This window comes from Gilliamella sp. B2772, from assembly GCF_026536985.1.
Classification (GTDB): domain Bacteria; phylum Pseudomonadota; class Gammaproteobacteria; order Enterobacterales; family Orbaceae; genus Gilliamella; species Gilliamella apicola_E.
Genome location: NZ_JAFNNB010000001.1, coordinates 774,470 through 797,269, shown reverse-complemented (window position 1 = coordinate 797,269; position 22,800 = coordinate 774,470). Strand labels below are relative to the sequence as shown.

Here is a 22,800-nt window from a genome sequence, read left to right as displayed (position 1 = left end):
TATAACAAGCAAAAAAATAAAGGCACTATTAAAGTGCCTTTTTGTTAAATTATAAATTATTATTCTTCTTCAATTACTGTATTTTTAATACTGTCAAATGCACGGCGCGACTCACCTTTATGTTGGAGTTTATTTAGCTGTCTTTCAAGTTTACCAACTAAATCATTAATTGCAGCATACATGTCAGAGTGTTTAGCGGAAGCAACTAGTGGCGAGCCTTTGGTTGCAATGGTTGCATCAATAATAAATCCATCGGGCTCTTTAGATAAGATAAAGTGAGGGTTGATTAGTAGAGCTCTCCATTTATCTAATTTCGAAAACTTATCTTCAAGATAACTACGAATTGCAGGAGTAATGTCCATTTGTTTACTTGTGATACTTAAAGTCATAATTGACCTCCACTATGTTTACTTACTAATTGAGCTATTATTATATTGATTACATTGACAAATTTTTTACATTTCGTCAATAGGTTATTAGGTTTATATTAATTTTTGTGACTTTTGTCTAAAATAATTTATTGGTATTTGATATTAGGTAGCAGAGAACTGCTTTTAATCTGTTTTTTATTATATACTGTGGTTTATTTAGATTGATTTAAAGTATTAAGTTTAGTTATTTAATGAGGAATATGTGAGCTATTTAGATAATGTTAAGATTGTTTTAGTTGAAACTTCGCATACTGGTAATATGGGGTCTGCTGCTCGTGCAATGAAAACGATGGGATTAACTCGTTTATGTTTAGTGAATCCTGTAATAAAACCCGATTCCCAATCGATTTCACTGGCAGCTGGGGCAAGTGATATTATCAAACAGGCACAGATTTTTTCATCCCTTGAAGAAGCAGTAGCAGATTGTTCATTGGTTATAGGTACCAGTGCGCGTCCTAGAAGTTTGCAATGGCCAAACTTAACTCCGAAAGAGTGTGGCGACAAAATTATTGCTGAAACCGCGCATCATGCTCAAGTGGCTTTAGTTTTTGGTCGAGAAAGAGTTGGATTAACTAATGATGAATTACAAAAGTGCCATTTTCATGTTGGTATTCCAGCTAATCCAGATTATAGCTCTTTAAATTTAGCTATGTCAGTTCAGGTTCTAACTTACGAAATTCGAATGTCAATGTTGTCAACTTTAGAGGCATCATTAAAACATGATGATGACAATCTGAATGAGGTTCAGTATCCTAAAAGTGAAGATATTGAACGGTTTTATCAGCATTTAGAGCAGACGTTATTAAAAACCGGATTTATTAATCCTAATCATCCTGGGCAGATTATAAGTCGTTTACGTAGATTATTTACGCGAGCTGGTATTGAACAGCAAGAACTCAATATTTTACGGGGAATTTTAACGTCAATAGATAAAAAATAGTGAGATTAGTCCCCTAGTTTTGTGTAAATCTAGGGGATGTTTCATTATTAAGTTTTTTTACGCCAAGTTGTGCCGTTAGCACCATCTTCTAAAATAATATTCATTTGATTGAGTTTGTCTCGAGCTTCATCAGCTAAAGCCCAATTCTTACTTGCTCGAGCATCATTGCGTTGTTTAATTAACGCTTCAATTAGCTGTGTATCTTCATCATCTTGACTATTACCTTGTAAGAATTTAACCGGATCTTGTTCAAGTAAACCAAGTACAGAAGATAAATAACGTAACTCAGCAGCTAGTTCATTAGCTAATGGCATGTTATTTTCTGCTTTAGCTTTGTTGATCTCTCGAGCCAAATCAAATAGAGTTGAATAAGCTTCTGGAGTATTGAAATCATCATCCATTGCCTGACAAAATTGTCGATGATAATCGCTATCTGGCGTGTTGTGCGGATAGTTAGCATCGGTGTCTCTCAAAGCCGTATAAAGTCTTTCTAAAGCGGTACGAGCTTGTTTTAGATTTTCTTCACTATAGTTAAGTTGACTACGATAATGGCCTGATAATAAGAAATATCGAACAGTTTCAGCATCATAATGTTTTAAAACATCACGGATAGTGAAAAAGTTATTCAGTGATTTGGACATTTTCTCTTGGTCTATCATTACCATGCCTGAGTGCATCCAATAATTTACATATTGGCCATTATGGGCACAGGTTGATTGGGCAATTTCGTTTTCATGATGTGGGAACATTAAGTCAGAACCACCGCCATGAATATCAAAATGGTTGCCTAATTGATGGCTATTCATTGCAGAGCATTCAATGTGCCAACCAGGTCGACCTTTCCCCCATGGTGAATCCCAGCTTGGTTCGTTGGGTTTTGACATCTTCCAGAGAACGAAGTCCATTGGATTATGTTTTACGTCCACTACATCAACTCGAGCACCTGCTTGTAACTGTTCTAAATTTTGGCGTGATAAAATACCGTAGTTAGGATCACTATCTACCGAAAACATCACATCTCCATTGTCAGCAATATAAGCGTGATTTTTTCTTATTAACTCTTCAACAAGTTCAATGATTTGTGACATATGACGAGTTGCTCGAGGTTCGACATCGGGTCGTTTGATATTAAGTGCATCGAAATCGGCATACATCTCATTTAACATGCGTTCAGTTAATTCGTCACAAGTTTCACCATTTTCTAATGCACGCTTGATGATCTTGTCATCGACATCGGTAATATTACGAACATAAGTGAGATCGTAACCTAAAAAACGTAAATAACGAGTAACGACATCAAATGCGACAAAAGTACGGCCATGGCCAATGTGGCATAGATCATAGATAGTAACACCACAAACATATAGCCCAACTTTATTTGGTGTAATTGGTTTAAATATTTCTTTCTCACGTGATAATGTATTAAATATTTTGAGCATTTTATCCTGCAGAATAAATTTGATAAATTTTAGTGTTTAATATAACAAAAAACTGGAAGTGGCGAAATTACTTCTTATAATATCCTTAAATAAATTAAATGGAATTAATTGATGATATCACAAATTTTGGGAATAACTTTTTTGTATAGTTTCATTGTAATATTAATGGCCATTGAAGTTATTAGTTTTGTAATGGAAATTGAATTTAATAATCGCTTTAAAAAATTACTATTTTGGCTTGCGTGGATTTTTTTAGCAATATTATTATTTGTGGAGGCTGTTAACAGGAGGTTAGGTGGCTTTGGCGATATAGGATTTTATAAGTTTATTGCACTTTTTGTTATTTTTTTAGTATGCCTTTTAGGGGCTTTGGTTGCTTTACTAAGCATTATCATAATTGTATATATATTAATTTGGATACTTAAAAAGCTATTTAAGTTAATAGGTTTTAAACATCGATATAAATGAGAGAACTTTGGTTGGATAGATCAGTGAAAATTGGCGAGTAAACTCGCCAATTTAAATTACTATTGAATTTATTTAAAAAGGCGGTAAAGATAAATAAGTAAAATAGAACCAAGCACAGAGATAAACAAGCTTGGGAAGTTAAAACCAGTCACACTACCCCAACCAAAGAAGGTACTGATATAACCGCCGACTAATGCACCAGCTACACCAAGTAGGATAGTTTTTATCACACCAACACGGCCTAATGGCATAAAAAACTTAGCGATCCATCCAGCAATTAATCCTAGAATAATCCAGCTTAAAATACCCATGATAATTTCCTTCGTCTAATTAAGTTGAAAGTTACTAGTATAGCTAAAAAATAACGATGATAGTTGTTGAACAGATATTAATAAAACGTAAAATTTACAGCTTTAAAAATTGTTATCTAAATATGAAGAAAAATGATTATTATGTAGAACAGTATGAAGCTATAGATGTATGAAACACAAATTCATACAAATATTAGGCGTAGTTTACAATTATTTTTTCAAATATTCTAGGTATTTTGTTTAATTGTTGATTTATATGATTAATGATTAGGAGCGATAATGTAATCGCCCCTGATATTAAACTATTCGAAAATCGTTTTGTGTAGAACCTTTATTACATCTTCAGCATCATTGCTTCTTGCTAGAAGGCAAAGATTATGGGTGCTAGCACCGTAACAACAAAGTCGAATGATAAAGTCATCTAAAGCGCCAAAGACTTCTTTAGCGATACCTTTTGTTGTGGTTAGATTGTTACCAATGATGGCAATTAGTGCTAAATCTTCTTCAACTTCAACATGGCAAACTGTTGATAATTCATCGAATAATGCTTTTGTTAATAGGCTATTTCCATTGGTATTAGTGCCTGTAGTATCAATGGTTAATGCGATACTAACTTCAGAGGTGGTGACTAAATCAACCGAAATATTATGTTTAGCCAATATGGTAAAGACATTAGCTAAAAAACCTTGTGCGTGTAGCATATTTAAGCTAGTTAAGGTCAATAATGTTTGTTTGCGACGAAGCGCTAACGCTCTAAATGAAGGTAGTGCAGATTTTATGCTATGTGTGTTATAAACGATAGTTCCACCTGCTTCTGGCGCTTTACTTGAACCAACAAATACTGGAATATTACTACGTACAGCAGGAACAAGTGTTGCAGGGTGTAGAACTTTAGCACCAAAGGTCGCCATTTCAGCTGCTTCAGCAAATGATATTTCGTCAATTCGTTTCGCACCTGATGTGATACGAGGATCGGTAGTATAAATACCAGCAACATCGGTCCAAATGTCTATTTGCGTGGCGTTTAAAGCCTCACCAAGAAGAGCTGCGGTATAATCACTACCACCACGACCTAAAGTTGTGGTTTTGCCCGTACTTTCACTACCAATGAATCCTTGAGTAACTACGATAGCCTCTGGATTCAAAGATTTCAAATGTGCACAGCAAAGTTGTTTAATTTCGTCAATTTTTGGTACTGCTTTACCAAACTTGTCATCGGTACGCATGACTTTACGTACATCAAACCATAGGGCATTTTTTTGTTTTTGTTTTAATATTTCGACAAATAGTTTTGATGACATTATTTCGCCATGACTGACTAATTCATCCGTCAAAGCCGGGGAAGTTGCCAAGCTTGCAGCTTCTGATAATGAGGCAATATTTGCAATTATTTGGTCAATTTCAGCGCGTAGGGTTGGATTTTCAGGAAGATTTTCTAATATGTTGTATTGAATCGATTGAATTTTAGCGATATGTTTTGCTCTTACATTGGCATCACGACCTTCAGCTAATGCTACCAGTAAATTTGTTATACCTGCAGAGGCAGACAACACAACAACTTTGACACTAGGATTAGCTATAACAATATTGGCACTATTAACCATTGCGGGATAATCTGCAACACTAGTACCGCCAAACTTAGCAATTATAAATGATCTTTCCATGTATTCCTCATATTAAAAATTTTTATTTTTAACAGAGATAGAGCGGGCATGTCCTAATACAGTTAAAAAAATACATACCATGAAGCGCTCCACCTGTTAGGGTGACAACCCAAGGGATTCAGCCCTTGCAGTCGATTTAATTGCTTTCTGGAATAACAATTAAACCTCGGCATTACATCCCCTCAATCATTTATTTGCGGCTCCAGTCCCTAAAATGATCTGCCTGAGTAATGCGCCTCTTCTTAATTCTGATTTCAGTGTCGTATAGGATTAACGATTTTACCAAATGTGTCAATAGGTTAAATATTAAAAAAAATTATAGAGCTTTGTTAAAATAAACTGTTAATTATAAACTCCGTTCAAATAATTCAATAATCGTTTGATATAGTTTTTTCACAGAACAATCTTTAGTTGGTGTGCTAAAAATCGTATCATCACCGGCAATTGAGCCTAAAATCCCTTCTGATTTACCGATTGAATCTAACAATCTCGCAATAAGCTGAGCTGCGCCTGGGCTTGTTCGAATAACAACCATTGAACTATTGTAATCAATATCTAACACTAAATTTTTTAATGGACTGCTTGTTGTTGGAACACTCATTTCAGCAGGTAAACAATAAACCATCTCAGATTTTGCGTTGCGAGTTCTTACAGCGCCAAATTTAGTTAACATTCGCGATACTTTAGATTGATTTATATTATCAAATCCTTGTTCTTGTAAGGCTTGTACGATACCTATCTGAGAACTAAACTTTTCTTGTAAAAGCATTTCTTTGAAAGTTTTAGTGAGATCTTTTTGTTTCATACTGTTCCTTTAAATTTAATTTATGACTAACTGATTAAAACAATAAGTCATATTAACGGGTTAACTAAAATGCTTGATTACGGTCAGTTATTTTTAATGATTGCTAATTAAGCTAGTGTGCTTATAAAGCTTCATTCAAATATTGAATATAATCTACATAATTATGCATGATATTTGCATAAAATTAAAGATTAGATTTTATAGCATTTTTGGGACGAAATGATTTAATGATGTGATCATGTGTTTCGATGTAAGGACCTTCTAGCAGATCAATACAATATGGAACACTTGCAAATATGCCAGTAACAATAGTGTTACCTTCATCATCCTTTACACCTTCAAGTGTTTCCTTGATTGATTTTGGTCGGCCTGGTAAATTCAAAATTAAACATTGCTTACGAATAACACCAACTTGTCTGGATAAAATCGCAGTTGGAACAAAATGTAAACTAATCTGCCGCATCTGTTCGCCAAATCCGGGCATTATTCTATCTGCTATAGCTAAAGTTGCGTCAGGTGTTACATCTCTTATTGCTGGTCCTGTGCCGCCTGTGGTTAAAATCAGATTACATTGCAAATCATCAACCAATTCGCATAATGATTTTTCAATGATGATTTGTTCATCGGGAATAATGCGTTGTTCGGTAATAAAAGCTGTTTTCAATGCAGATTTTAACCATGATAACAATGCTGGAATACCTTCATCTTGATAAACGCCTTGTGATGCTCTATCTGATATTGAAACTAATCCAATTTTAACCATAACATTTATTCCTTAATCCATATATTTATCTAAATATTAAACAATATTGTCAATTGATTAAACATGATATCATATTATTCAAATAGCAATTTACTCAATTAGGATACATTTATGTCGTCAACACCTGCACTAGAACTTATAGCGCTTAAGAAAAAATATAAAAATGGTGTAGAAGCATTAAAAGGAATTAATTTAACTGTAGCGGCAGGAGATTTTTATGCTTTACTTGGACCAAATGGTGCAGGTAAGTCAACCACCATTGGTATTATTAGCTCTTTAGTTACTAAAACCTCAGGCCAAGTTAAAATCTTTGGATATGACTTAGATACAGATCTTGTTAATGCAAAAAGACAATTAGGACTTGTTCCTCAGGAATTTAACTTTAACCAATTTGAAGAAGTAATCCAAATTGTTACCAATCAAGGTGGTTACTATGGGTTGCCACGAAAATTGACTTTACAACGAGCTGAAAAGTATCTGCGTATTTTAGATTTATGGGATAAACGACATAGTAGAGCTAATATGTTATCAGGTGGGATGAAAAGACGACTAATGATAGCTCGCGCACTTGTCCACGAACCTAAATTATTAATTCTGGATGAACCTACTGCTGGGGTTGATATAGAGTTACGTCGTTCCATGTGGGATTTTCTACGTGAGATTAATAAACAAGGTATCACAATTATATTAACCACGCATTATTTGGAAGAAGCAGAAATGCTTTGCCGTCACATTGGTATAATTCAGCACGGAGAATTAATTGCTAACTCTTCAATGCGTGATTTACTAGCAAAAAGTCAATCTGAAACAATTATTATTGATTATGTACCAACATCAACACCAATCTCCCTTAAAGGGTATAATTATACTGATATTGAATCTGGCATGTTAGAAGTAAACGTAGATAAACAACAAGGATTAAATCAGTTATTTGAACAACTCAATCAACAAAACATAAAAGTGATTAGTGTTCGTAATAAAGCTAATCGATTAGAAGAATTATTTGTAGATTTGTTGCGAAATGATACCAAAGGAGCTATTGATGAATAATTTATATTGGATTGCCTTAAAAAGTATTTGGCGTAAAGAAGTTACCCGATTTTTAAGAATTTGGATACAAACACTGATTCCTCCTGTTATTACAATGTCACTATATTTTATTATTTTCGGTAATTTAATCGGTTCGCGAGTTGGTGATATGGGTGGCTTTAGTTATATGGCATTCATTGTGCCTGGTTTAATTATGATGTCGGTCATAACCAATTCATATACAAACGTCTGTTCTTCATTTTTTAGTGCTAAATTTCAACGTAATATTGAAGAAATACTTGTTGCTCCTGTTCCGACTCATATTATTATTTGGGGATATGTTGGTGGTGGTGTAATGCGTGGTTTATTAACTGGTGTGTTGGTCACTGTTGTATCGTTATTTTTTGTTAGATATGAAGTTCATTCGTGGACTTTTGTAGTTTTCACCTTATTATTAACCTCAATTTTGTTTTCATTAGCTGGATTGTTAAATGCAGTATTTGCAAAATCATTTGATGATATAAGTATTATTCCAACCTTTGTATTAACACCGTTAACTTACTTGGGCGGAGTTTTTTATTCAATCACTATGTTACCGACTTTTTGGCAATGGGTTTCTAAACTTAATCCTATTGTTTATATGATCAATGGTTTTCGCTATGGTTTTTTAGGTATTAGTGATGTTTCATTAGTTATTACTTTTTCGATGCTTATATTATTTGTTAGCATTTTATATTTTATAGCATGGCAAATAATTGAAAGTGGAAGAGGGCTTAGAAGTTAGACAAATCAGACTAAACCGCCGACTTATATCGGCGGTAAGATAAAACTTATTTTGCTCCTGCAACGGCTTCTTTTGCCATTTCAGTAATTTTAGCAAAATCACCTTTAGCAATTGCATCAGTTGGAATAAACCAAGTTCCACCAACGCAAAGAACATTATCAAGCGCTAAATAATCGCGATAGTTTTTAGGATTCACACCACCTGTCGGGCAGAATTTCATATAACCACAAGGACCAGCAAATGCTTTTAACGCAGCAACACCGCCATTAATTTCAGCTGGGAAGAATTTTAATGCAGTTAAACCATATTCTTGAGCTGTTAATAATTCTGAAATGGTTGCAATCCCAGGAATAACTGGCACAGGGCCTTCAACTGCTGCTTTTAAAATAGAGTCAGTAATACCCGGAGTGATGATAAATTCTACACCCGCCTCAGTTACTTGTTTAAGTTGCTCTACTGTGGTTACAGTACCGGCACCGACTACAGCTTCTGGAACTTCGTTAATAATTTTCTTAATTGCGTCAAGTGCACAAGCTGTTCTTAATGTGACTTCTAAAACCTTCACTCCACCAGCAATCAATGCTTTTGCTAAAGGAACGGCATCTTCTAAACGCTCAATAACAATAACAGGAACTACTGGACCTAATGTTAAAATCTCTTCAGCGCTTTTTTTCCAATTTTTCATATGTATTACCTATACTTTATTTACTTCTATACAGCAATAAGCCCTCAAATTATTGAGGGCTTATTTTACTCATAAATACCTAATTTCTTTTCTAAATAGTGAATGTTCGTGCCACCTTTTATGAAGCCTTCATCATTTAAAATCTCCAGATGAAGTTCGATATTGGTTTTTATACCATCAATAACCAGTTCTGCTAATGCATTCTTCATGCGGGCAATAGCGACTTCACGAGTTTCACCATAGGCGATTAATTTACCGATCATTGAATCATAATATGGTGGTACAGTATAGCCAGCATATATATGTGATTCCCAACGGATACCAAATCCTCCCGGAGCATGGAAACGTGTTATTTTGCCCGGAGATGGCATAAATGTTTTAGGATCTTCGGCATTGATTCGGCATTCAATTGCATGGCCTTTAATTTCAATGTCACTTTGCTTAATTGACAAAGGTTGTCCAGCTGCAATCAGAATTTGTTCACGAATAAGATCAACTCCAGTAACCATTTCAGTAACTGGGTGTTCTACTTGAATACGAGTATTCATTTCGATGAAGTAGAATTCACCATTTTCAAATAAGAACTCAAAAGTACCTGCACCACGATATCCAATCTCGATACATGCATTAACACAACGTTCACCGATGAATTTACGCATTTTCGGTGTAATACCAACCGCTGGTGCTTCTTCAAGTACTTTTTGGTGACGTCTTTGCATTGAACAATCGCGTTCACCTAAATAAACTGCATGACCTTGCCCATCAGATAAAACCTGTATTTCGATATGGCGTGGGTTTTCTAGGAATTTTTCCATGTAAACCATATCATTATTAAATGCGGTTTTTGCTTCAAGTTTAGTCATTTTGATTGATTGTTCGAGATCTTTTTCTTCACGAACAATACGCATTCCACGACCACCGCCGCCGCCAGACGCTTTAATAATAACTGGATAACCAATTTTTTTAGCAATTTGCTTATTAAGGTCCATATTACTGCCAAGAGGACCATCAGAACCAGGAACACAAGGTACGCCTGCTTTTTTCATTGCTTCAATGGCTGAAACTTTATCACCCATTAAACGAATAGTATCAGGTTTTGGACCGATAAATATAAAGCCTGAACGTTCAACTTGTTCAGCAAAATCCGCATTTTCTGATAAAAATCCATATCCAGGATGAATAGCTGCTGCGCCGGTTACTTCGGCAGCAGAGATTAATGCAGGGATATTAAGATAACTTTTGGCTGAAGCTGCTGGACCTATACAAACGGTTTCGTCTGCAAGTAGCACATGTTTTAAGTCTTTATCTGCCGAAGAGTGAACAGCGACAGTTTTAATTCCAAGTTCTTTACATGCTCTTAAAATACGAAGAGCGATTTCTCCGCGGTTAGCAATAAGAATTTTATCAAGCATATTCAATCTCTTAATCGTCTAAGTTAACAAATAATTCTGATTATTCAATAATGAATAGTGGTTGATCGAATTCAACTGGTTGACCATTTTCAACTAAGATAGCTTTAATAGTCCCTGCTTTTTCTGATTCAATTTGGTTCATCATTTTCATTGCTTCAACAATGCAAAGCACATCACCAACATTTACAGACTGACCGACTTCAACAAATGCTTTAGATTCTGGGCTTGGAGTTCGATAGAACGTACCAACCATTGGTGATTTTATGGTTGTGCCACTATTAGTTTCTGTGATGACTTCTGCTTCAACTGTAGCCGCAGTGACTGTTGGAGCAGGAACAGCAACCGGTTGGGGAATTTGAATGTTTTGCACTGGAGCTGTATAGGTAGGTGTCGACCGACTAATTCGAACCGATTCTTCACCCTCAGAAATTTCAAGCTCAGAAATACCTGATTCTTCTACTAATTCAATTAACTTTTTAATTTTACGTATATCCATGAATTACACCGTGTTTATTTGATATAAATAACAATTATTTTAATGTACCTTTAATATCTTAAAAGTAATCTTTTAATTCGATACTAAAAATAGTAACTCAACATTAACGCGGAAGGATACACTGTAAATCATAATTTGTCATTATATATCTCCTTTACAAACACTTGTTATACTATTTTCTAGGTATTATTTTTAAATTGCGATACAATATAACCCTTAATTATTATTGAGGCTGGCTGTGGTTTTTATCTGCTAAATGAACTATTATTTGTCGGATAAAATTAAAATATATATTTTGTAGACGCCTAAGTTTGCTTCTAATACTCAAATATATTTAAACAAGATTAATTCTAGGAAGAGTTTTTATTATGTTCAAAAAAGTTCGCGGCTTGTTTTCAAATGATTTATCGATTGATTTAGGTACAGCCAACACGCTTATTTATGTAAAAGGGCAAGGCATTGTGCTTAACGAACCTTCAGTTGTTGCCATTCGTCAAGATCGCTCAGGAACACCTAAAAGTGTTGCTGCCGTTGGCCATGCTGCGAAACAGATGCTAGGGCGAACACCTGGTAATATTGCAGCTATCAGACCAATGAAAGACGGTGTGATTGCAGACTTTTCCGTCACTGAAAAAATGTTACAGTATTTTATTCGACAAGTTCACAGCCATAGCTTCTTAAGACCAAGCCCTCGTGTATTGGTTTGTGTGCCAGTTGGCGCAACACAAGTGGAACGTCGTGCTATTCGTGAATCAGCATTAGGTGCTGGTGCTCGTGAAGTTTATTTAATTGAAGAGCCAATGGCTGCGGCAATTGGTGCTGATTTACCAGTTTCTGCACCAACTGGTTCAATGGTTGTTGATATCGGTGGCGGTACAACAGAAGTTGCTGTTATTTCATTAAATGGTGTAGTTTATTCCGCTTCTGCACGCATTGGTGGAGACCGTTTTGATGAAGCAATAATCAATTATGTTCGTCGCAATTATGGTGCATTAATTGGTGAAGCGACCGCAGAAAAAATTAAACACTTCATTGGAAGTGCTTATCCAGGTGATGAAGTCCTTGAAATCGAAGTACGTGGTCGTAACTTAGCTGAAGGTGTGCCACGTAGTTTTACACTAAATTCGAATGAAATCTTAGAAGCATTACAAGAGCCATTAAGTGGTATTGTTAGTGCTGTTAAAGTTGCTCTAGAACAGTGTCCTCCAGAACTAGCTTCTGATATTTCAGAACATGGTATGGTATTAACTGGTGGTGGTGCATTATTACGTAATATTGATAAATTATTATCTGCTGAAACAGGGATTCACGTTGTTGTAGCTGAAGACCCACTTACTTGCGTAGCTCGTGGTGGTGGTAAGGCTCTTGATATGGTAGATATGCATGGTGGTGATCTCTTCAGTGAAGAGTAATAATATTACTAGCAAGTAACGAATATTTCATTTTTTCCGCCGACATTGTCGGCGGAGTCATATCTTAAAATAGCTAAATTCTAGATATATAACAGGTAAATACTGGACAATGAAATTACTTTTTTCTAAACGTTCGCCTCTGAGTGTTCAATTATTTATATCACTGGCACTCGCTTTGACGTTAATAGTGCTAGATATCAATTATCGTCCTTTTAAAGAGGTTCGTTATTATTTAGATACCTTAATTTCGCCACTTTATCATGTTTCAAATGCACCAAAATCATCATTTGATTCGCTGTATGAAATGTCGAAAACACAAGAGACACTAATTAAAGAAAATGCAGTACTGCAAGAAACCTTAATGCAACAAAAAAGTAATCTATTATTGCTTGAACATTTAAAGCATGAAAATGACCGCCTAAGAGGGCTATTAGGTTCACCTTTAAGACACGATGAACATAAAATGGCTGCTCAAGTATTATTAGCTGATACTGATCCTTACGTTTATCAAGTGGTAATTAATAAAGGTAAAAATGACGGTGTATATATAGGTCAGCCGGTAGTAGATGAAAAAGGTATCGTTGGACAAATTTATCAAACCGCTCAATCAACAAGCCGAGCGATCTTAGTTTGTGATTATCAACATGCAATTCCAGTACAAGTATTAAGAAATGATATTTCAATGGTAGCTGTTGGTAATGGATGCAGTAACGATTTAACGCTTGATTTTTTACCTAACAATGTTGATGTCAAAGTTGGTGATGTTTTAGTCACTTCTGGGCTTGATGGTCGCTTCCCAGAAGGGTACCCAGTGGCTGTCGTTAGTTCAGTAAAGCTTGATATAAGTGATTCCACCCCCATTATTTCTGCTACGCCAACCGCAGATTTAAAACGTTTACGTTATCTACTGTTATTGTGGGGCGATCAAGGAGTAAAACATGAGGGGTAATAATCGAATTAGTATACTGGTTATTTGGTTAACGTTGCTAATTGGCTTATGTGTACAAATCATACCGTGGTCACCTGAATATAATATGTTTAAGCCACATTTATTAATGTTAATTATGGCCTATTGGTTAATAGCATTACCGCACCGAATTGGTATGGGCATGGCATTTTTATTAGGTATCATTTTAGATCTATTCTCAGGATCGCTTTTAGGTATTCACGCATTTATTTTTTCATGCCTGGCTTATTTGTTAATGTTTAAATTCCAGTTAATCCGTAATTTAGCTTTATGGCAACAATCAATTATTATTTTTGCCGTTTCGCTTTGTTATAATATATTAGTATTTCTGTTTCAAGTTAGTATTTATCATACCATAACGATTTCACCTTTAATTTTAGTATCTAGTTTTGTTGATGGGGTATTATGGATAGTGATTTATCTATTCTTACGACTAATAAGACGGAACTTTGCTATTAATTAATAAGGGATCATTATGTCTGTCGAATTATTAATGAACGTAACGCCATCAGAAACTCGGGTGGCATATATTGAAGATGGGATATTACAAGAAATCCACGTAGATCGTGAATCACGTCGTGGTATTGTCGGTAATATCTATAAAGGCAAAATCATTCGTATTTTACCGGGTATGCAAGCTGCGTTTGTTGATATCGGTCTTGAAAAAGCTGCTTTTTTGCACGCTTCGGATATCATGCCGCATACCGAATGCGTATCGGACAGTGAACAAGAACAGTTTCAAGTTAAAGATATTTCTGAATTGGTACGTCAAGGCCAAGATTTAATGGTACAAGTTGTTAAAGATCCTTTGGGGACTAAAGGTGCCAGACTTACTACAGATATAACTTTACCTTCGCGTTATTTAGTTTTAATGCCTGGTCCAAACTCTGCTCATGTAGCGACATCGCAACGAATTGAATCGGAAGAAGAGCGTGAAAGGCTAAAAAAAATTGTTGAACAATATGTTACCGATGAAAGTGGTTTTATTGTTAGAACTGCTGCCGAAGGAGCAAATGCTCACGAACTTGAACAAGATGCCAATTTTTTAAAACGTTTATGGGCAAAAATTCAAGAACGAATGGCGCGTCCAATCAGCAAATATTTAGTCTATGGTGAGCTTGCTTTATCTCAGCGAGTATTACGGGATTTTGTTGGCGACCCAATTGAACGAATTTTGGTTGACTCTAAACTTACTTATGATTTGTTGGTTGAGTTTACACAGGAATTTATGCCAGAAGTTACCAACAAATTAACCCATTATCGCGGTAATATCCCTATTTTCGATCTGTATGATATTGAAAACGAAATTCAACGAGCGTTAGACCGTAAAGTCAAATTAAAATCGGGTGGTTATTTAATTATTGATCAAACCGAAGCTATGACGACCATTGATATTAATACTGGTGCATTTGTAGGTCATCGTAATTTAGAAGAAACTATTTTCAACACCAATATCGAAGCAACCATTGCGATTGCGCGTCAATTACGATTACGCAATTTAGGCGGTATTATCATTATCGATTTTATTGATATGCAAGAAGATATTCACCGTGAACGAGTGTTACTATCTTTACAAGACTTTTTAGCCAAAGACCGAGCACGAACATCCGTGAACACTTTCTCTGGTTTGGGGTTAGTTGAAATGACACGTAAGCGGACTCGAGAAAGTATTGGTCATATACTTTGTGAAGAGTGTCCTGCATGTAAAGGTCGAGGGATTGTTAAATCAGTAGAAACGGTTTGTAATGAAATACTCCGTGAAATTGTTCGTATATACAAAGCTCACCGCTCTGAATACTTTTTGGTTTATGCCTCAGCTGCAGTGGCTAATGCATTAACGACGGATGAATCACATGCGCTAGCAGAAGTTGAAGTGTTTGTTGGCAAACGTGTTGAAGTAAAAGTTGAACCACTTTATATTCAAGAACAATATGATGTAGTACTTATGTAATAATAAATTTTACAGTTTTTATATTGATAATCATTAGATTAAGGAATTTATGAACGTAGCCCAAGTGAGTGAACGGTTACTCAATCCAAATAACTTAAATCAGCAAGATATAGTAAATTTGCTTGACATGCTTAGTTCAAGGAAAATTGATTTTGGTGATTTATATTTTTTATCTGGTTATTACGAAAGTTGGTCTCTTGAAGATAGCATTATTAAAAATGCCTCTTTTCATCGCGATCAAGGTGTTGGTGTTAGAGCGATTATTGGTGAAAAAACAGGATTTGCCTATACTGATCAGCTTTCTTTAGCTCGATTAGAGCAAAGTGTATTAGCCGCAAACTCTATTACTAAAAATCAAACACCCATTATGGTTACTCCATTTAAAACGGCTAACAATATCATCAAGTATCCATCGCTTAATCCGATAAATAGCTTTTCTCAAGAGCAAAAAATTGCCTTATTACACCAAGTTGATAAGTTAGCACGTTCAATTGATCCAAGAGTCATTGAAGTTTCAGCAAGCTTAATTGGTAGTTATGAAGACATTTTAATCGCTGGCACTGATGGTACCTTATGTGCAGATGTTAGGCCTTTAGTTCGCTTATCAGTATCCGTTCTTGTCGAACAAGATGGTAAACGTGAACGAGGGAGTAGTGGCGGTGGTGGTCGATTTAGTTATGACTATTTTTTAACGACTAACGCTAAAACAGGTGAAAGTCATGTAGATAGTTATACCCGAGAAGCAGTGCGTCAAGCTTTAGTTTTGCTCTCAGCCAAACCGGCTCCAGCAGGCACCATGCCAGTTGTTTTAGGTGCAGGTTGGCCAGGTGTGTTACTTCACGAAGCAGTAGGACACGGGTTAGAGGGAGACTTTAATCGTAAAAATAGTTCTGTGTTTTCAGGAAAAATTGGCGAACAAGTTACCTCAGAGCTTTGTACTATCGTTGATGATGGAACCATTGAAAATCGTCGCGGTTCACTCTCTATTGATGATGAAGGTACGCCAAGTCAAAAAACGGTATTAATCGAAAACGGTGTTTTAAAAGGCTACATGTTTGATAAGCTAAACGCAAAATTAATGAATTGCCATTCGACTGGCAATGGTCGCCGTGAAGGGTACGCCTGTTTACCAATGCCTAGAATGACCAATACCTACATGCTAGCGGGAACATCGAGTTTTGATGAAATAATCCAAAGTGTAGATTATGGACTATATGCACCTAATTTTGCAGGTGGGCAAGTCGATATAACTTCAGGAAAATTTGTCTTCTCAACTTCAGAAGCCTATTTAATTGAAAAAGGTAAAATTACTACAGCGGTCACAGGTGCAACGCTTATTGGATCAGGTATTGAAACGATGCAACAGATTTCAATGGTAGGCAATGATCTCGAACTTGATCCAGGTGTTGGTGTTTGTGGTAAAGCAGGGCAAAGCGTTCCTGTTGGAGTTGGTCAACCGACTTTAAAAGTGAATAATTTAACCGTAGGTGGTACTATTAACCACTAATAATAATACATTAATGAGAAAATAAGCTAAATGGATACAATCATTACACTATATCAAGCATTTGTTCATATGGATATAAAAACACTCTCAAACCCAGATGTGTTATGGATATTATATGGAATGCTATTTGTCATCATTCTATTAGAAAACGGTGTATTACCCGCTGCTTTTTTACCGGGTGATAGTTTACTGTTTCTAACTGGCGTATTGATAAGTCTTGATGTTTTTCATTTTGGTCTTATAAACTTAATTCTAATTGCTGGTGCTGCCTTCGGCACATGGCTCGGTTATGCACAAGGCCGGTGGTTGGGTAATACCAAAACTGTACAGAATTGGATGGCACATTTGCCAGAAAAATATCACCATAAATCAGAGGTATTATTCCACAAATATGGCTTACAAGCACTATTTATTGGACGATTTATTGCATTTGTTCGCACATTATTACCAATGATGGCGGGGTTATCAGGTTTGCATAGCCGTAAATTTCACATCTACAATTGGGTAAGTGCAACATTATGGATATTTTTGATTGTTACATTAGGCTATTTATTTGGTTTATCACCAATTTTTAAAACATACGAAAAACAGATTATGTCTTTATTAATGTTAATACCAGTATTTTTATTGGTATTAGGATTAGTATTTTCGATTTGGTTAGCAGTAAAGCGTTGGTTGAGTAATAAAAAACAAGCAAAGCAAAACCGTAAAGAATAAAAAGGTGAAATTAACCGATAAGCCGGGTTCTGTCGTGGACAATCATTCCTCTAGGCTAATACTCACGCATTAGCTCAAGCAGTCTACCCGGATTCAACGCGGGCCGCGCCAATGAATCCCTATTTGACCTTGCTCCGAGTGGAGTTTACCATGCCACAACTGTTACCAGCTGCGCGGTGCGCTCTTACCGCACCCTTTCACCCTTACCTGATCTTATTGCTAAGCCATCGGCGGTATACTCTCTGTTGCACTAGTCGTGAATGCTCGCTCTCGCCAACACCCCCCAGGCGTTACCTGGCACTCTGCCCTATGGAGCCCGGACTTTCCTCCCCTCTGTTTGTCTCCCTTTTGCAAGGGACTACAACAAAGCAGCGATTGTCTGGTTAATTTCGCAAACGAGTATAACGTAATAAAGACTTTTGTCCAGAGCGGAATAAAGTATATGAATGGAATCTAAACAAAATATGAAATGAAAATCTGAGAATAAGGGGATTTAACGGTAAGAACAATCATTAAGCAAATAGATAAAAAAGCACATCTAATTGATGTGCTTAATAATCAAATGATAATTACCACTTCTTCTGTTTATTGTTTTGCGAATAGTTAAACCAAGTTACAACACCTTGATTTACCACTACTTCTAACGTACCCTCAAGAATGTCGTATTGAGTTTCCCCAAAAATTGCATTTTTGGTTGAACTTTTTTTAAGATATGTATAAGTCCATTTTGATTCGTTAGCATTAATACTAACCTTACTTGCTGGTTGACCAAAAATATGCAGCAGTTGTGCCTCAGTGGTTGAGCCTTCAACAATTTTATCCACCTTCTCATGACTTAGTGGGGTACCTTGTTCTAAATAATTTTTTTGTGAACATGCGGATAATGCTAATACTGAAAATAAAAGCACCAAAATTTTACTAAGATTTTTCATAATAATTGCCTATTAAACTATGATATATATCAAAAGATGGCTAATCATAGCATAGGATTAATATTGATGAAAATAATCAAGTTAGTTTAAATAAGGAAAATAGATGAATTGAATTGATAAAAGAATAAAGCAAAAAACGAACACATGAAAACAATTGTTTCTATATGTTTCCATATGTTTGTAAAAAAGTGTTAATTAGATTGTTGTCAGTTAATAATTTGAAGATGTATTATCTGAACTTTTTCTCAAAACTCGCTTAATTGGCTGTCTTGTCATTGAATTGATATAACGGCTTGGCCAAATTTGCGAAGGTTTTAAATTGAGTGCTTTTGCGATAATTGACTCTCCTTTTGTCCAAGGTCTAACAAGCGCATTGCTAAGTGTTGAAGAACTTAGTCCGGATTGACGAGATAGTTCAGCGAGAGTTGTCCCTTTCTTTTTTAATGCGGCAATAATGTCTGCTTTATGCCAATCATTAGATTTAATCTCCATTTTTTCTTCCTTCTTAGTTTATAACCTTAAATATCTATGTTATGCTTTCTAGTTATCAAAACCAGTAAGTTTATAATTTAACTTTAAATAACAATGGTAGGTAGTTTCTTAGTATTGTAACAAAGTTTCTTTAATTTCTATAACTTTTTCTTGTTTCTTAAAAATAGGATTATTAGAATGAAAGAGTGGTTCTCACCAAAAGAACTATTAAGTATTGCAGGGATGCCATCAACAACACAAGGTATAAATCGTAAAGCAAGATCTGAAAACTGGACTTCTCGTAAACGTTCAGGCGTTCGTGGTAAAGCTATTGAGTATCACATTAGCAGCTTGTCAATAGAAGTTAAAAAAGCTTTGTATCTTGAGGAAGAGAGTGCAACTTATGTTGTTTCGCCAATTAATCCACTACAACTGTGGATGACAGCATTTGAACAATTATCTGCAGAAGAACAAACGATTGTCAGTTCATGGATAATGCGAAATGGTATCAAAGATTTTGTTTCTTTTATTAACAAACACAAAAAAGATAATTAGTGTTATTGTACAAGCTGAGATATACTTTATCGTCAGAAAATTTTTAGTAGCAATGGAATAATCAATGGAAAATCAGTTTCAATTAACAAATACTAAAGAGATTATTAATTATTTAAACCAGCAGTTTCCTAATTGTTTTACTATTGAAGGGGAAGCAAAGCCTTTAAAAATTGGCATCTTTCAAGATATTATCTCTCGCCTAGAAAATAGTGAATTATTGAGCAAAACCAAACTTCGCATTGCACTTAGAGCCTACACCATGGGTTGGCGCTATCTATATTGCATAAAGGAAGGTGCAAATCGCGTTGACTTAGATGGTAACCCAACTGAAGTTATTACCAAAGAACAAATGGAACATGCTCAGCAACAATTAAAAGAAAGCAAGGAGCAAGCTAAGGAAAGGGCAAAACAAAAACGTAAAGCAGCCCCTAAACCTTCTCGAAAACCTAGAGCTTTGAAAATTGGTGATTTTGTTCGAGTCAATGTTGGTCAAAAACCAGTTAAAGGACAGATCATTACTATTGAAAAAGAGCACATCAAAGTCAAAGTAGGAACAGGAATGGAACTAACAGTCAAACCTGAGCATATTATTAATCGATAGAGAATTTATATGAATAAGTTACTGAAAGGTTTTGTTAAATTCGGTCTCATTATATGTATTATTAGTACAACGGCTCAGGCCAAAGCTCCTGCAACGGAACAAATTCCAGTTTTAAAACAAGATGAAGTTCATCAAGTCGTCGCCAAACGAGTAACTAATTTCTTTACTCAATCACATTATCGTGATTTTTCCTTAGATGGTGCATTTTCAGCTAAAATTTTCGATCGCTATTTCAAATTATTAGATGGTAATAAAACTATCTTTCTTCAAGATGATGTAAACAAATTCCGTAATTACCAAGAACAATTAGGTCAAGAATTAAGAGATGGCGATCTAAAAACAGCTTACGATATCTACAACCTTTTTTTACAAAAACGCTACAACCGATATCAATATGCGCTTGAAGTATTGCAACGTCCAATGGACTTTAGCGCTAAAGACGAAATTAATTTTAAGCGTGAAGACCTAGCATGGGCAACTAATGAAAAAGAACTTGATGACTATTGGGAAAAACGCGTTAAATATGACGAGCTAAATTTAGCATTAACGGGTAAAAACGAGACTCAGATTCGTGAAGTATTAACTAAACGATATAAACGCGTATTAAAAACTATTGAACAATCTAATAATGAAGATTGTTTCCAAGTCTTTATGAATGCATTTGCACGCGAAATTGACCCTCATACTAGCTATTTAGCGCCGCGTAAAAAACGGGATTTTGATTCTGAAATGAGTTTATCTTTCGAAGGAATCGGTGCCACACTTAGTCAACAAGATGATTATACCGTAATCATGTCATTTGTAACAGGCGGCCCAGCCGAAAAAAGTAAATTATTAACAGTTGGCGATAAAATTATCGGGGTAGGGCAAAGCAATTCTCCTATAGAAGATGTAATCGGTTGGCGATTAGAGGATATTGTTGACAAAATACGCGGTCCTAAAAACACCATAGTAAAATTAGAAATTTTACCAGCGGGCAACAACAGCAAACCTAAAATCATTGAACTTAAACGTGACAAAATTCATTTTGAAGATCGAGAAGCAAAATTAAAAGTTATCAATAATAGCCGAGGCAAAGTCGGTATTATTGAAATACCAAGCTTTTATATTGGGTTAAGCAAAAAGGTTCAATCATTATTAATGGAAGCTAACAGCGAAAAATTACAAGGTCTAGTTATTGATTTGCGCAATAATGGTGGTGGTTCCTTAGCTGAAGTTATTGAGTTAACAGGTTTATTTATTGACAATGGTCCAGTCGTACAAGTGCGTGATAATCTTCAAAAAATCACGACTTATGATGACAAAAATAAAGGTATTGACTACAGTGGTCCAATTGTTGTGATGATTAACCGTTATAGTGCTTCAGCATCAGAAATTTTCTCAGCAGCAATGCAAGATTATGGTCGGGCAGTAATTGTTGGTGAAACCACCTATGGCAAGGGAACAGTACAAACTTCACGAGGTATCTCATACCCAGTTGATGCCCGTTTACACCCAAGCTGGCCTGAACTTGGTGGTGCTCAATATACTGTCCAAAAATTCTATCGTATTAATGGTGGCAGTACCCAATTAAAGGGTGTTGATCCTGATATTGAAATGACCAAAAGCCAATATGTTGATGAAACTGGTGAACGGTTCTTAGATAATGCTATGCCATGGGATAAAATTCCTTCTGCAGACTATTTAACTGTAGCGAATATCAAACCACTATTGGCAAACTTAAAATCGCAACATGAAGCTCGAATTGCGAAAAATCCAGAATTCAACTATATCGAAGAAGATATCAAAGAATTTAATAGCAAAAAAAATGACAATCTCACTGTCTCATTAAATAAAAATGAGCGTGAAACAGAGCAAAAAACTAAAGAAGAGCAAGACCTTAAGCGCATGAATGAACGATTAAGTCGTGCTGGTCTAGCACCAATTACAAATTTAAAAGAACTACCTAAAGATTATAAACAGCCAGATCCATTCTTAGATGAATCGGTAGAGATCTTGTTTGACTTAATACCTAATTATCCAAGTATTGAAGAAAGTAAAAACTTAGGTGGATTTTTATCTTTAGATACACCAATTGAATAGTGTTAAAACAAAAGTAAGGAGAAAAGACTATGTGTACTGACTTAAAATATGCTTTAGTTGCAACCGTATTAATTTTATCCATTATTGCAGCTTTTGGCGTTGTTGTTTGCATGAATTAAGACTTGATTAATTTGGTCCAGATAATTATAGTATGCACCCTGCTTTTTTAAAGCGGGTGCTAAATTAAGGTGAGGTGTCCGAGTGGTTGAAGGAGCACGCCTGGAAAGTGTGTATACGGCAACGTATCAAGGGTTCGAATCCCTTCCTCACCGCCATTAAAATTTATTTAGTCATTGCAGCAAAGAACCCAGAGGTTCTATCTCATTACTGGTGACATATTCGCACAAGGTTAATGACCTGACGAGTAACCTCATCTTC

At 35.5% G+C, this 22,800-nt stretch carries 25 protein-coding genes, 1 tRNA gene, 1 other RNA gene and 1 riboswitch; of the genes, 15 read left to right on the top strand and 12 right to left on the bottom strand.

Features of this window, described 5'->3' with window-relative positions; translation table 11 throughout:
- Positions 1 to 59 precede the first annotated feature (59 nt).
- Positions 60 to 389 carry a ribosome-associated translation inhibitor RaiA gene (gene raiA / locus J3T98_RS03810; RefSeq protein WP_267330105.1) on the bottom strand — a complete coding sequence of 110 codons (330 nt, stop codon included), beginning with the start codon at positions 387 to 389 and terminating at the stop codon, positions 60 to 62.
- Positions 390 to 633: 244 nt separating this feature from the next.
- Here raiA and trmJ point away from each other — a divergent pair, with 244 nt between their 5' ends.
- Complete coding sequence (gene trmJ / locus J3T98_RS03805) at positions 634 to 1,371, top strand: tRNA (cytosine(32)/uridine(32)-2'-O)-methyltransferase TrmJ (RefSeq protein ID WP_267362177.1); 738 nt, start codon at positions 634 to 636, stop codon at positions 1,369 to 1,371.
- Positions 1,372 to 1,418: 47 nt separating this feature from the next.
- Here trmJ and cysS read toward each other — a convergent pair whose 3' ends face one another.
- Positions 1,419 to 2,810 (bottom strand): cysteine--tRNA ligase, encoded by a 1,392-nt coding sequence (cysS, locus tag J3T98_RS03800; RefSeq protein WP_065734280.1) that lies wholly within the window; start codon positions 2,808 to 2,810, stop codon positions 1,419 to 1,421.
- Positions 2,811 to 2,921: 111 nt separating this feature from the next.
- Between cysS and J3T98_RS03795 the strand changes: the two genes are divergently transcribed.
- Entirely contained in the window at positions 2,922 to 3,278 is a 357-nt protein-coding gene (locus tag J3T98_RS03795) for a hypothetical protein (RefSeq protein ID WP_267331226.1), read from the top strand.
- Positions 3,279 to 3,346: 68 nt separating this feature from the next.
- Here J3T98_RS03795 and J3T98_RS03790 read toward each other — a convergent pair whose 3' ends face one another.
- The 4 genes from J3T98_RS03790 to mog form a co-directional block, all read right to left on the bottom strand.
- Positions 3,347 to 3,589, bottom strand: coding sequence for a GlsB/YeaQ/YmgE family stress response membrane protein (locus J3T98_RS03790; protein ID WP_065562224.1), 243 nt, complete (start codon positions 3,587 to 3,589; stop codon positions 3,347 to 3,349).
- 302 nt (positions 3,590 to 3,891) lie between these two features.
- Positions 3,892 to 5,253, bottom strand: a complete 1,362-nt coding sequence (gene lysC, locus J3T98_RS03785; RefSeq protein ID WP_065734282.1) for a lysine-sensitive aspartokinase 3 — start codon at positions 5,251 to 5,253, stop codon at positions 3,892 to 3,894.
- A gap of 74 nt (positions 5,254 to 5,327) precedes the next feature.
- Positions 5,328 to 5,502: riboswitch (Lysine riboswitch) on the bottom strand.
- 97 nt (positions 5,503 to 5,599) lie between these two features.
- A complete protein-coding gene (argR, locus tag J3T98_RS03780; protein WP_065734283.1) occupies positions 5,600 to 6,058 on the bottom strand; it encodes a transcriptional regulator ArgR in 459 nt (152 codons plus the stop codon).
- A 184-nt stretch (positions 6,059 to 6,242) separates the two neighbouring features.
- Complete coding sequence (gene mog, locus J3T98_RS03775) at positions 6,243 to 6,821, bottom strand: molybdopterin adenylyltransferase (protein WP_267331227.1); 579 nt, start codon at positions 6,819 to 6,821, stop codon at positions 6,243 to 6,245.
- A 111-nt stretch (positions 6,822 to 6,932) separates the two neighbouring features.
- Between mog and J3T98_RS03770 the strand changes: the two genes are divergently transcribed.
- Both J3T98_RS03770 and J3T98_RS03765 read left to right on the top strand, forming a co-directional pair.
- A complete protein-coding gene (locus J3T98_RS03770) occupies positions 6,933 to 7,871 on the top strand; it encodes an ABC transporter ATP-binding protein (RefSeq protein ID WP_267362176.1) in 939 nt (312 codons plus the stop codon).
- Positions 7,864 to 8,634 (top strand): ABC transporter permease, encoded by a 771-nt coding sequence (locus J3T98_RS03765; RefSeq protein WP_267331228.1) that lies wholly within the window; start codon positions 7,864 to 7,866, stop codon positions 8,632 to 8,634. Before J3T98_RS03770 ends, J3T98_RS03765 begins: the two co-directional genes overlap by 8 nt.
- 46 nt (positions 8,635 to 8,680) lie before the next feature.
- Here J3T98_RS03765 and J3T98_RS03760 read toward each other — a convergent pair whose 3' ends face one another.
- The 3 genes from J3T98_RS03760 to accB all read right to left on the bottom strand — a co-directional run bounded on the left by J3T98_RS03760 (position 8,681) and on the right by accB (position 11,227).
- Complete coding sequence (locus J3T98_RS03760) at positions 8,681 to 9,319, bottom strand: bifunctional 4-hydroxy-2-oxoglutarate aldolase/2-dehydro-3-deoxy-phosphogluconate aldolase (protein ID WP_065562218.1); 639 nt, start codon at positions 9,317 to 9,319, stop codon at positions 8,681 to 8,683.
- A gap of 65 nt (positions 9,320 to 9,384) precedes the next feature.
- Positions 9,385 to 10,731: an acetyl-CoA carboxylase biotin carboxylase subunit gene (accC, locus tag J3T98_RS03755; RefSeq protein ID WP_065562217.1), complete on the bottom strand. Its 1,347-nt coding sequence runs from the start codon at positions 10,729 to 10,731 to the stop codon at positions 9,385 to 9,387.
- Positions 10,732 to 10,771: 40 nt separating this feature from the next.
- A complete protein-coding gene (gene accB / locus J3T98_RS03750) occupies positions 10,772 to 11,227 on the bottom strand; it encodes an acetyl-CoA carboxylase biotin carboxyl carrier protein (protein ID WP_065562216.1) in 456 nt (151 codons plus the stop codon).
- Positions 11,228 to 11,595: 368 nt separating this feature from the next.
- On the opposite strand from accB, the gene J3T98_RS03745 reads away from it, so the two are divergent.
- The 6 genes from J3T98_RS03745 to J3T98_RS03720 all read left to right on the top strand — a co-directional run bounded on the left by J3T98_RS03745 (position 11,596) and on the right by J3T98_RS03720 (position 17,781).
- Complete coding sequence (locus J3T98_RS03745) at positions 11,596 to 12,639, top strand: rod shape-determining protein (RefSeq protein ID WP_065562215.1); 1,044 nt, start codon at positions 11,596 to 11,598, stop codon at positions 12,637 to 12,639.
- 109 nt (positions 12,640 to 12,748) lie between these two features.
- Positions 12,749 to 13,588, top strand: coding sequence for a rod shape-determining protein MreC (mreC, locus tag J3T98_RS03740; RefSeq protein ID WP_267362175.1), 840 nt, complete (start codon positions 12,749 to 12,751; stop codon positions 13,586 to 13,588).
- Positions 13,578 to 14,069: a rod shape-determining protein MreD gene (gene mreD / locus J3T98_RS03735; RefSeq protein WP_065562213.1), complete on the top strand. Its 492-nt coding sequence runs from the start codon at positions 13,578 to 13,580 to the stop codon at positions 14,067 to 14,069. The genes mreC and mreD overlap by 11 nt, the downstream gene beginning before the upstream one ends.
- 12 nt (positions 14,070 to 14,081) lie before the next feature.
- Complete coding sequence (rng, locus tag J3T98_RS03730) at positions 14,082 to 15,557, top strand: ribonuclease G (RefSeq protein ID WP_065562212.1); 1,476 nt, start codon at positions 14,082 to 14,084, stop codon at positions 15,555 to 15,557.
- Between the two features lie 49 nt (positions 15,558 to 15,606).
- Positions 15,607 to 17,064, top strand: a complete 1,458-nt coding sequence (gene tldD / locus J3T98_RS03725) for a metalloprotease TldD (RefSeq protein ID WP_267362174.1) — start codon at positions 15,607 to 15,609, stop codon at positions 17,062 to 17,064.
- Between the two features lie 30 nt (positions 17,065 to 17,094).
- Positions 17,095 to 17,781: a DedA family protein gene (locus tag J3T98_RS03720; RefSeq protein ID WP_065562210.1), complete on the top strand. Its 687-nt coding sequence runs from the start codon at positions 17,095 to 17,097 to the stop codon at positions 17,779 to 17,781.
- A gap of 2 nt (positions 17,782 to 17,783) precedes the next feature.
- Here the strand turns inward: J3T98_RS03720 and rnpB are convergent.
- The 3 genes from rnpB to J3T98_RS03705 form a co-directional block, all read right to left on the bottom strand.
- Positions 17,784 to 18,172: RNase P RNA component class A (rnpB, locus tag J3T98_RS03715), an RNA gene on the bottom strand.
- Positions 18,173 to 18,350: 178 nt separating this feature from the next.
- Positions 18,351 to 18,713, bottom strand: coding sequence for an outer membrane protein assembly factor BamE domain-containing protein (bamE, locus tag J3T98_RS03710; protein ID WP_065562209.1), 363 nt, complete (start codon positions 18,711 to 18,713; stop codon positions 18,351 to 18,353).
- 210 nt (positions 18,714 to 18,923) lie between these two features.
- Entirely contained in the window at positions 18,924 to 19,205 is a 282-nt protein-coding gene (locus J3T98_RS03705; RefSeq protein WP_324123926.1) for a helix-turn-helix transcriptional regulator, read from the bottom strand.
- A gap of 177 nt (positions 19,206 to 19,382) precedes the next feature.
- Here J3T98_RS03705 and J3T98_RS03700 point away from each other — a divergent pair, with 177 nt between their 5' ends.
- The 5 genes from J3T98_RS03700 (at position 19,383) to J3T98_RS03680 (ending at position 22,697) form a co-directional block, all read left to right on the top strand.
- The gene (locus J3T98_RS03700) at positions 19,383 to 19,739 is read left to right on the top strand and encodes a DNA-binding protein (protein ID WP_065562207.1); all 357 of its coding nucleotides are present in this window, start codon (positions 19,383 to 19,385) and stop codon (positions 19,737 to 19,739) included.
- Positions 19,740 to 19,803: 64 nt separating this feature from the next.
- Positions 19,804 to 20,340: an RNA chaperone ProQ gene (gene proQ / locus J3T98_RS03695; protein ID WP_065562206.1), complete on the top strand. Its 537-nt coding sequence runs from the start codon at positions 19,804 to 19,806 to the stop codon at positions 20,338 to 20,340.
- Positions 20,341 to 20,349: 9 nt separating this feature from the next.
- Complete coding sequence (gene prc, locus J3T98_RS03690) at positions 20,350 to 22,422, top strand: carboxy terminal-processing peptidase (protein WP_267362173.1); 2,073 nt, start codon at positions 20,350 to 20,352, stop codon at positions 22,420 to 22,422.
- Positions 22,423 to 22,451: 29 nt separating this feature from the next.
- A complete protein-coding gene (locus J3T98_RS03685) occupies positions 22,452 to 22,541 on the top strand; it encodes a YnhF family membrane protein (protein WP_141673908.1) in 90 nt (29 codons plus the stop codon).
- A 68-nt stretch (positions 22,542 to 22,609) separates the two neighbouring features.
- Positions 22,610 to 22,697: transfer RNA gene (locus tag J3T98_RS03680), tRNA-Ser, on the top strand.
- Positions 22,698 to 22,800 lie beyond the last annotated feature (103 nt).